Source organism: uncultured Novosphingobium sp. (assembly GCF_964277725.1).
GTDB lineage: Bacteria > Pseudomonadota > Alphaproteobacteria > Sphingomonadales > Sphingomonadaceae > Novosphingobium > Novosphingobium fluoreni.
The window spans coordinates 1-7,748 of the sequence record NZ_CAXYKL010000027.1; the positions used below are offsets into that span (position 1 = coordinate 1).

General features: G+C 60.1%; 6 protein-coding genes. 5 read left to right on the plus strand and 1 reads right to left on the minus strand.

Going from position 1 to position 7,748, the window contains the following annotated elements:
* Positions 1 to 2,298: TonB-dependent receptor (locus tag ACHWRX_RS01775; protein WP_394657868.1), on the plus strand; the 2,298-nt coding region annotated here is incomplete at its 5' end.
* 192 nt (positions 2,299 to 2,490) lie between these two features.
* Positions 2,491 to 3,519, plus strand: coding sequence for an NAD(P)-dependent alcohol dehydrogenase (locus ACHWRX_RS01780; RefSeq protein ID WP_394657869.1), 1,029 nt, complete (start codon positions 2,491 to 2,493; stop codon positions 3,517 to 3,519).
* Between the two features lie 376 nt (positions 3,520 to 3,895).
* Here the strand turns inward: ACHWRX_RS01780 and ACHWRX_RS01785 are convergent, their stop codons facing one another.
* Positions 3,896 to 4,927, minus strand: a complete 1,032-nt coding sequence (locus ACHWRX_RS01785) for a nitronate monooxygenase family protein (RefSeq protein ID WP_183617009.1) — start codon at positions 4,925 to 4,927, stop codon at positions 3,896 to 3,898.
* Positions 4,928 to 5,426: 499 nt separating this feature from the next.
* Between ACHWRX_RS01785 and ACHWRX_RS01790 the strand changes: the two genes are divergently transcribed.
* From ACHWRX_RS01790 to ACHWRX_RS01800, 3 genes are all read left to right on the plus strand, one after another.
* A complete protein-coding gene (locus ACHWRX_RS01790) occupies positions 5,427 to 5,558 on the plus strand; it encodes a hypothetical protein (RefSeq protein ID WP_288483364.1) in 132 nt (43 codons plus the stop codon).
* Positions 5,559 to 5,832: 274 nt separating this feature from the next.
* Complete coding sequence (locus tag ACHWRX_RS01795; protein ID WP_394657870.1) at positions 5,833 to 6,798, plus strand: 2-hydroxyacid dehydrogenase; 966 nt, start codon at positions 5,833 to 5,835, stop codon at positions 6,796 to 6,798.
* The coding region (locus ACHWRX_RS01800; protein ID WP_394657871.1) for a glycerate kinase at positions 6,795 to 7,748 on the plus strand (954 nt) is incomplete at its 3' end. The genes ACHWRX_RS01795 and ACHWRX_RS01800, both read left to right, overlap by 4 nt.

Genomic DNA, 7,748 nt, shown 5'->3' on the forward strand with positions numbered 1-7,748 from the left:
ATCACCAATCTTAGCAACCTGTCCACCTCGGTTGCGCCGGGCGTCAACATCACGCAGTTCGCGGGCACGCCCAGCACGCTGGCTTTCAATATCCGTGGTGCCTACTCGTCTGATCCCGGCATCGGCCTGGCAGAGCAGGGCGTAGCCGTCTATCAGGACGGCGTGCCGCTTGGCCGCGCCGTCGGCACCGGAATTGAACTGGGCGATATCGAGCGCATCGAGCTTCTGCGCGGGCCGCAGGGCACTTTGTTCGGCCGCAATGCCGAAGGCGGTGCGGTGCAGTTCATCACCAAGCGTCCGACCGGCGAAGCGGGTGGCCGGATCGAATTGCAGGCGGGCAATTTCAACCAGCGCCGCGCCATGGCCGTGCTCGAACTGCCCAAGTTCGCCAATATCTCGGTCAAGCTGTCTGGCTTGGTCGACCGTCACGACGGTTGGACGCGGAACATTCAGCCACGCGAGGGCGTAGACTTTTATCAGCCAGGTTATCGGCTGCCGGAAACCGCGTTCAAGCAGGAAAAAAGCGGTAGCTTTGAGGATTTGGGCTATAAGAATCAACGCGGCTTTCGCGTAGCGGTGCAGTGGGAACCGACGCCGAACTTCACCGCGAACTACTCGTATGACTTTTCCGATCTGAATTATACGGTTTCTTACAACTCACGCACCGGCGGGCGTGTACCTTCGTCTTATGCATGGTGCTTGAATCCAGCGTACGCCGCGACGTGCGCCAGCGGGGCCGGCATCGCCGCGAACATCTATTACGGAACGCCATCGGCGCAGCCCCGCAACCCTAAGTATGTCGATGCTCCGAGCTACTACCCGCAGAGCAGCAACCACATTCGGGGTCATGCGCTGACGCTGGAATGGGAAGCGTCGGATAACCTGACGTTTAAATCCATTAGCGGTCTACGTTTCCTGCGCGAGAATGGATTCACCAATCTTGGCACCGGGCAAGTCTTCGTTCAAACAATCCCGACATCGGCTTTTGGAGCCAACATCGGTCAGGTGGCCGGGTTCACCGGCACTCTGGCTCTAGCGGGGGTTGATCAAAAGCAATTCAGCCAAGAAGTCCAGATGATTGGTAACTTCGGCGATCTTAAGCTCACCGCCGGGTTGTTTTACTATTATGAACGCGTGTTCGATACGCGCAGCTCTTTCTTCGCGATGGGCTATCAGGTGATCAACCCAACCACGTTACGTCCGATCGCCCTGACGCCCTTCGATTTCGGCGGTACGCTCGCCGATGGTCTCACCGCTTCTCTCCAGAAGTTCAGGGGTGCTGCGCATTCCTATGCCGCCTACACCCAGGTCACATATACGCCGAGCAGCGTACTTGATGGCCGCCTCTCCATCACCGGCGGCTTGCGCTATACCAAGGACAAGAAAGAGTTCACGCGTTTACGGGCAGCGGCCGGTGCGTTCGGCGCCAATGAGTCGCTGTTTGATCGGGACCGATTTGATCCCGCAGCCATCATCGCGTTCCAGGCCACGCCGACTTTGAACCTTTATGCTCGCTACGCGCGTGCCTATCGCGCCGGCGGTACGGGTATCCGTAACAAGCTGGCACTGACCACATACGATCCTGAGGTGAACACCACCTATGAAGCAGGCGTGAAGTCCCAGCTGTTTGATAACCGCGTGCGCCTGAACGTTGCTGCCTTCCACAGCATTATCGAGAGTTCACAAGTCTCATTCCAAAACAGCGGCGTCGATCCGTCAAGCACGGACACCGTGAACATGAGCGGCAACGTGAAAATCGATGGCGTCGAAGTAGAAGCTCAGGCCCAGATATCTGAGAACTTCTCGATGAATGCAGGCTATAGCTACATGCATTCCTCTTTCAAGGGTGCGACAGTTACGGGCCTCGTCTCCGACGGCCTCGGCGGTACCAGCTTGGTGTCTTTCCCAGTTGTCCAGGTTCCGTTTTTGCCGAAAAACCAAGTCAATATAGGAGCGGACTACACTCATCCGGTAGGCGAGGCCAACTTGTTTGCGCATCTGGAATATTCATATCAGAGCGCTCAGAAGAACGAGCCGCGCGATCTAGTTGGAGCCCTAGCGGCAGATCGCAGTCTTTCGCAATTTAACGGCCGCATCGGTCTGCGTGACATTGACGTCGGCGCCAGCAAGCTTTCCATAGAGCTCTATGGCTACAACCTCTTCAATAAGCGCGATCTTGCTTACGCCTATGGCATCGGTTCCACTGACTTCACAGTAGGAATTCGCAATGATCCCGGCGGCTCGGCCTATACCACTAATCCACGGACCTTCGGTTTGCTTGGAAAGGTTTCGTTCTAGCCGCTTTTAAAACATTTTGAGATCATTGCGATTAAGGCTTGAGGACGTCCTGTGAATGCGGATGTCCTCAAACCTCGTTGCGTTCTGGCAAGGCATTCAGAGCTCCGTTTCCGTTTGTTCCGATTTCACGGCGTAGCGCTCTGATCTATATCGCCCCGGCCGTCGGCCGACACGAAAACCAGGGGAACATTCATGCGCCTGTACCGCGTAAAGGCCTTCACCGGCATCGATGGTTTGCAGCGTGTCGACGAGCCGGACCCTGTCCCGCCCGTCGCCGGGCAGGTTCTGGTTCGCGTTCGGGCAACGTCCATCAACTTCCGGGACTGGATGGGCCTGATCGGCGGACTTCAGGCCGTGGAAGGCGGTATGGTACCCAACCATATCCCAATGTGCGACGGTGCTGGCGAAGTGGTCGCGGTCGGCCCATCGGCAAGACGCGTGAAAGTCGGTGATCGGGTCGCCATGACGTTTCATCCAACGTGGATCGATGGTGCCATTCCGGATGACTTCAATGTTCTCGGGCGCAGTGCCGGGCCAAATGATGGCTGCCTAACCGAATTCACCACCGTCGATCAAAGCGAGGTGGTCACGCTGCCCGATCATCTCTCGTTTGAGGAAGCAGCGACTCTGCCATGCGCCGGTGTGACGGCCTGGGCTGCGCTTCGTGGCCAAGTGGGCAAACTTGAGCCCGGCGAGGACGTGCTGGTCATGGGTAGCGGCGGGGTTTCGATACTGGGGCTGCAGCTGGCCAAGATCGCCGGCGCGAGAGTGATCGCAACGACATCGTCTCCGGCGAAGATGGACCGTCTGCGCGAACTGGGGGCAGACGCGGTGATCGATACCTCGGCAGGCCCGGGATGGTATAAGACGGTGCAGGAGGCCACGGGTGGACGCGGGGTCGATGTCACTCTGGACGTTGGTGGTGCAACCGGGTGGCGGGACTCCATCCTCTCAACGCGCCGTTCGGGGCGGATCAGCCTGATCGGTGCATTAGACATGCAGCCAGGAGAGATGCCGGCGCTCTTCATGATGCGAGGGATCAATCTCAATCCCACTCGCGTCGGTAGTCGCAGACATTTCGAGGATATGAACCGAGCGATCGCTCAGACCGGCATGCGCCCCGTGATCGACAAGGTGTTCGCGTTCGAAGAAGCGGCAGCAGCGTTCCAGCATTTCGCGAGCGGGACTCGTATAGGCAAGGTCGTCATTCGGATCGACTGACGTGCGGAACTACCGTTCGATCCCCTCCGCATCCACTCGTCAAAGTTCGATAATCTATCTTATGTAAAATGAAGGTCGCGTCTGGGAGCGCCAGACCATATCACCGCGAGCGGATACACCCGCGCAAGACCCACCGATCGCGCGGTGTCGCGTCGCTTCCGCTGCGTATCTCATGACCCTGGTCGCATGAGCGTGTCCGTTTCACGTCCGCCGCCGAAAAACCCTGCCGTTTTATCTGGCCAGCCATTGCCTTCACGACCCGGGCATAGCCTTTTATTGTTTTAGCACTAACAGACCAGTCGCGGCTTTCGAGTTCATCCATACCGATGATGGCTTCGATCCCCACCTACTTCAAAGCGGCTGCGGCCTTCCAATATCAATTATGTATATTTGATACCAAAGGCAAACCAATGCTTTCCGAGGTGAGATGATGAAGACGCTGGCTCGCCGCCACGGCATCATCGATCATCCGATCGAAAATTGCTTCAACAGGCTCGATCGCATCGGCGAAGATAGCTGAATGTCCCCAATCATAGCTGCCTCGGCTAAGATCACCGCTTTTGTAACCTGCCCGAGTATGCGTGCCGGACACAAGATCGCGATAAGCTTCGAATTCAGTCACCCCTGCGGCTTCCAGCGCGAGAACATCCTTTGTCGTCTCGTTGGCCAGGACCCGGTGATTGTCACGGAAGACGCGCTTGATCACGGTGCTTTCGCTGCCATCGGCGGCGATCAGTTGGGTCTTATAGCCTTCGCTTACCCACATTTCTTTCGCCACCATCATGCGCGTACCCATGATCACGCCCTCGCAACCCATCGCCAGCACGGCCGCAAGCTGGCGCCCTGTGCCGATCCCGCCGCCGATCACGACGGGAATATCGATCTCCATCGGCGCCTGCGCGGCATGGACCATCGTTCCGATCTGATGCACACCAGGATGGCCGCCGCATTCGTTACCGATCACGGTGACCGCATCAACGCCAAGTCGTTGCGCGGTATGGGCATAGCGGACGCCGGGCACCTTGTGGATCACGCGAATGCCCGCTTCCTTCAAGGCGGGGATGATTGGTCCGGGGTTCTGCCCGGCCGTTTCGACGCAAGAGACATTGTTCGCCACCATCTCCGGAATGAACGAGAGGATGCGCTCCACCGAACCGGGGGCGCGGCCGATATAAAGGTTTACCCCGAACGGCATTCCGTCCGTCAATTCGCGACAAAGCGCCATCTGCGATGAAAAGGTATCTGGCTCCTCAAATCCGGTGTGAACCAGGAAGCCCATGCCGCCCGCACGAACCACTGCTGCGACATAGCGGGCATCCGATACGCCCGGGCCCAGCCCGCCGCAGAGGATGGGATGGCGGATGTTCAAAAGCTCGGTCAGGCGGGTCTGGAAAGTGGCGGGACGCATCAGGAAACCTTTCGTTTAATCACAGTGGGCCGAGCGCGCTGTCCAGGCCGGAAGCAAGTGCCTCAGGCGCTTGCGCATGTCCCAGACGCGGCCCGGCATCGGCCTTAGGTGAACCATCATCCCCGTCCAAGCCAGGGTCACGGCCTTGCAATCCATCACAGCCCCGCCATTGATGCTGTGCACGCCTTGCGCGGAACATTCAGCGTGAGAATGGCGAGTGCGCCATCCGTATTGCTCATGACCAGGTGTTGATGATTGTAGCTCATGCCGCCTCGATCGGGTTGACGCCTGCGACACAGCAGCCGGGCTCTATTGTATCCTTTGCGGATGACCGTTGCAGTTCGCAAGGCGCTGCAAGGCAGTGATCGCAAGCATGATTGCCCCAATCCACATTGGCCGATGGCTCGGAGAGAGATAGCACCGTCCACCGCGTGGGAATGGCAAAAAAGACATTCTACAAGGCGGCTCCCTCCCCTCCCTCTGAAGCCCCGCCACCACCATGACCGCGTTGACCGACCGTGATCTATCCCGCCGCTTGCTGTCCCTCATGGAAGAGCGCCGCAGTGCCCTGCCGCCCGGTGCAGGCAATGCGCTGACGGCACGCGTTATCGCCGAGACCGGAATGTTGTGAGGTCTTCGGCGCGGGCGAGCAGGCCGGGTTCAGTATCAATCCGCTGAACTTTTGACTGCAGGCGCGGGGCGCCGTATCGCCCTAAGCTGGAAGATCCGTTGACGTTCATGTACATCAGCGGAACCACTGGACGGCCCGAAGATGTGTCGCGTTCCAACCGGGTGCAAGTTCAAGAAGCTAGCCTTGCGCGAACTTTATGGGCAAACGCCGATCACCGCCGAAACGACCGGTACCGCAAGGTGATTGCCTTAGAAAGCTACTGGAACGGCGCATCATGACCCGAATTTTTCAAACTCGCCGTTGGCCAGATACGGCGGAGCAAGCGCTCGATGGGCTAGGTGACGTGGAACGGCGGACCGATGACCGCCCTCTTTCGGCTCGGGAATTGCGCGTCGGACTGGCGAGCGCCGATGTCTTTTGCCCCACGGTATCAGACACGATCGATGCACTTGTTCTGGGCGATCTCGACCTTTCGGGCAAACTGATCGCGAATTTCGGTGCTGGCACCAGCCATATCGATGTTGCCGCTGCTCGCGCGGCGGGCGCGGTGATCAGCAACACCCCCGATGTCTTGACCGATTGCACCGCGGACGTGGCCATGCTGCTGATCCTGGCCGTGGCCCGCCGCGCTGGGGAGGGAGAGCGGCAGTTGCGCGCAGGCGGCTGGCCGGGCTGGCATCCGATCCACATGATGGGCAAGCAGGTCAGCGGCAGCGTGCTTGGCCTTGTCGGCTTCGGCCGCATCGCTCAGGCGATCGCGCAGCGGGCAGCCAAAGGCTTCGGCATGGAAATCCTTGTCTGGAACCGCAGCCCGGTGGCATCGGACTTGCTGGCCGCTTGCGCCGCGCGCCAGGTCGGCACGCTGGACGAACTGCTGGCGCGGGCCGACTTTGTCTCGCTCAACATCCCGGGCGGCCAGCAGACCCACCACTTGATCGACGCTGGCCGATTACAGAAGATGAAGCCCACGGCATTCCTCATCAACACTGCGAGAGGAACCGTGGTCGATGAGGCCGCGCTGGTACAGGCGCTCGATCAGGGTGTGATAGCGGGGGCCGGGCTGGACGTGTTCGAGGAAGAGCCGCGCGTCCATCCCGGCCTGCTTCAGCGTGAGAATGTGGTTCTGCTGCCCCACCTTGGCAGCGCGACGATGGAGACGCGGGTCGCCATGGGCCTGCGCGTTGCGGAGAACATCCGGCATTGGCAAGCGGGTGAGCCGTTGCGCGATCCAGTTGCATGACCGTGGACCCGGCTGCCGCGCTTCGTGCCCTGCTGGATGCAGCAATCTCATCCGCGCAACCGGCAATTTGCGTTCCCCCGGCCCTCCCCGCCCCGCCCGATGGCCGGACGATCGTGATCGGTTTTGGAAAGGCCGCGGCGGCGATGGCAAGGGCGGTTGAGGATCACTATACCGGCCCGGTTACCGGCGTCGTCGTGGCACCGCATGGTTCGTCTCAAGATCATGGTTGCCGATCTATCCAGGTGCTGGAAGCGGGACATCCCATCGCTGACGACGCCAGCGTTACGGCAGCCAAGGCCATCATGGCGGCTGTGTCGGGGCTTACTGCGGATGATCTGGTACTGATCCTGATTTCCGGCGGGGGCTCGGCGCTGTTCGAGTGGCCGCGCGATGGGGTCAGCCTGAGCGAGATGCAGGCCGTCGTGCGTCAGTTGATGCACGCGGGTGCGAGCATCGGTGAACTGAACACCGTGCGCGCGACCTTGAGCCGCGTGAAGGGAGGTGGCCTCGCTCGTGCCATTGGATCGGCACGGGCCGTGGCGCTCGTCATCTCGGATGTCGTGGGGGATGATATTGCGGTGATCGCCTCCGGTCCGGCAGTTGCCCCGCCCGATTTGCGAGCCGCTCCAGACATTCTGGCACGGTACGGCGTCGATGCGAGTGATGACATATTGCGCGTCATGGCGGGGGCGGCGCAGGCGCATGATCTCACTCCGGCCATCCCCCATCACCTTATCGCGACGCCGGCGATGGCGTTGGCAGCTGCGGCCAGTTTGGCGCGTAATCTGGGTTTGAAACCGATCGTGCTGGGTGACAATATCGAAGGCACACCCGATGTCGCCGCCGATCTTCATCTGCAGGCTGCCGCCAGGCTGCAGCCGGGGGAGGTTCTGCTTTCCGGGGGTGAGCTGGTTTGCCGGGTTACCGGCGCAGGGCGTGGAGGGCCAAAC

Coding starts and splice junctions, on each gene's coding strand:
- ACHWRX_RS01780 (WP_394657869.1), top strand. CDS start 2,491: ATGCGCCTGTACCGCGTAAAGGCCTTCACCGGCATCGATGGTTTGCAG.
- ACHWRX_RS01785 (WP_183617009.1), bottom strand. CDS start 4,927: ATGCGTCCCGCCACTTTCCAGACCCGCCTGACCGAGCTTTTGAACATC.
- ACHWRX_RS01790 (WP_288483364.1), top strand. CDS start 5,427: ATGACCGCGTTGACCGACCGTGATCTATCCCGCCGCTTGCTGTCCCTC.
- ACHWRX_RS01795 (WP_394657870.1), top strand. CDS start 5,833: ATGACCCGAATTTTTCAAACTCGCCGTTGGCCAGATACGGCGGAGCAA.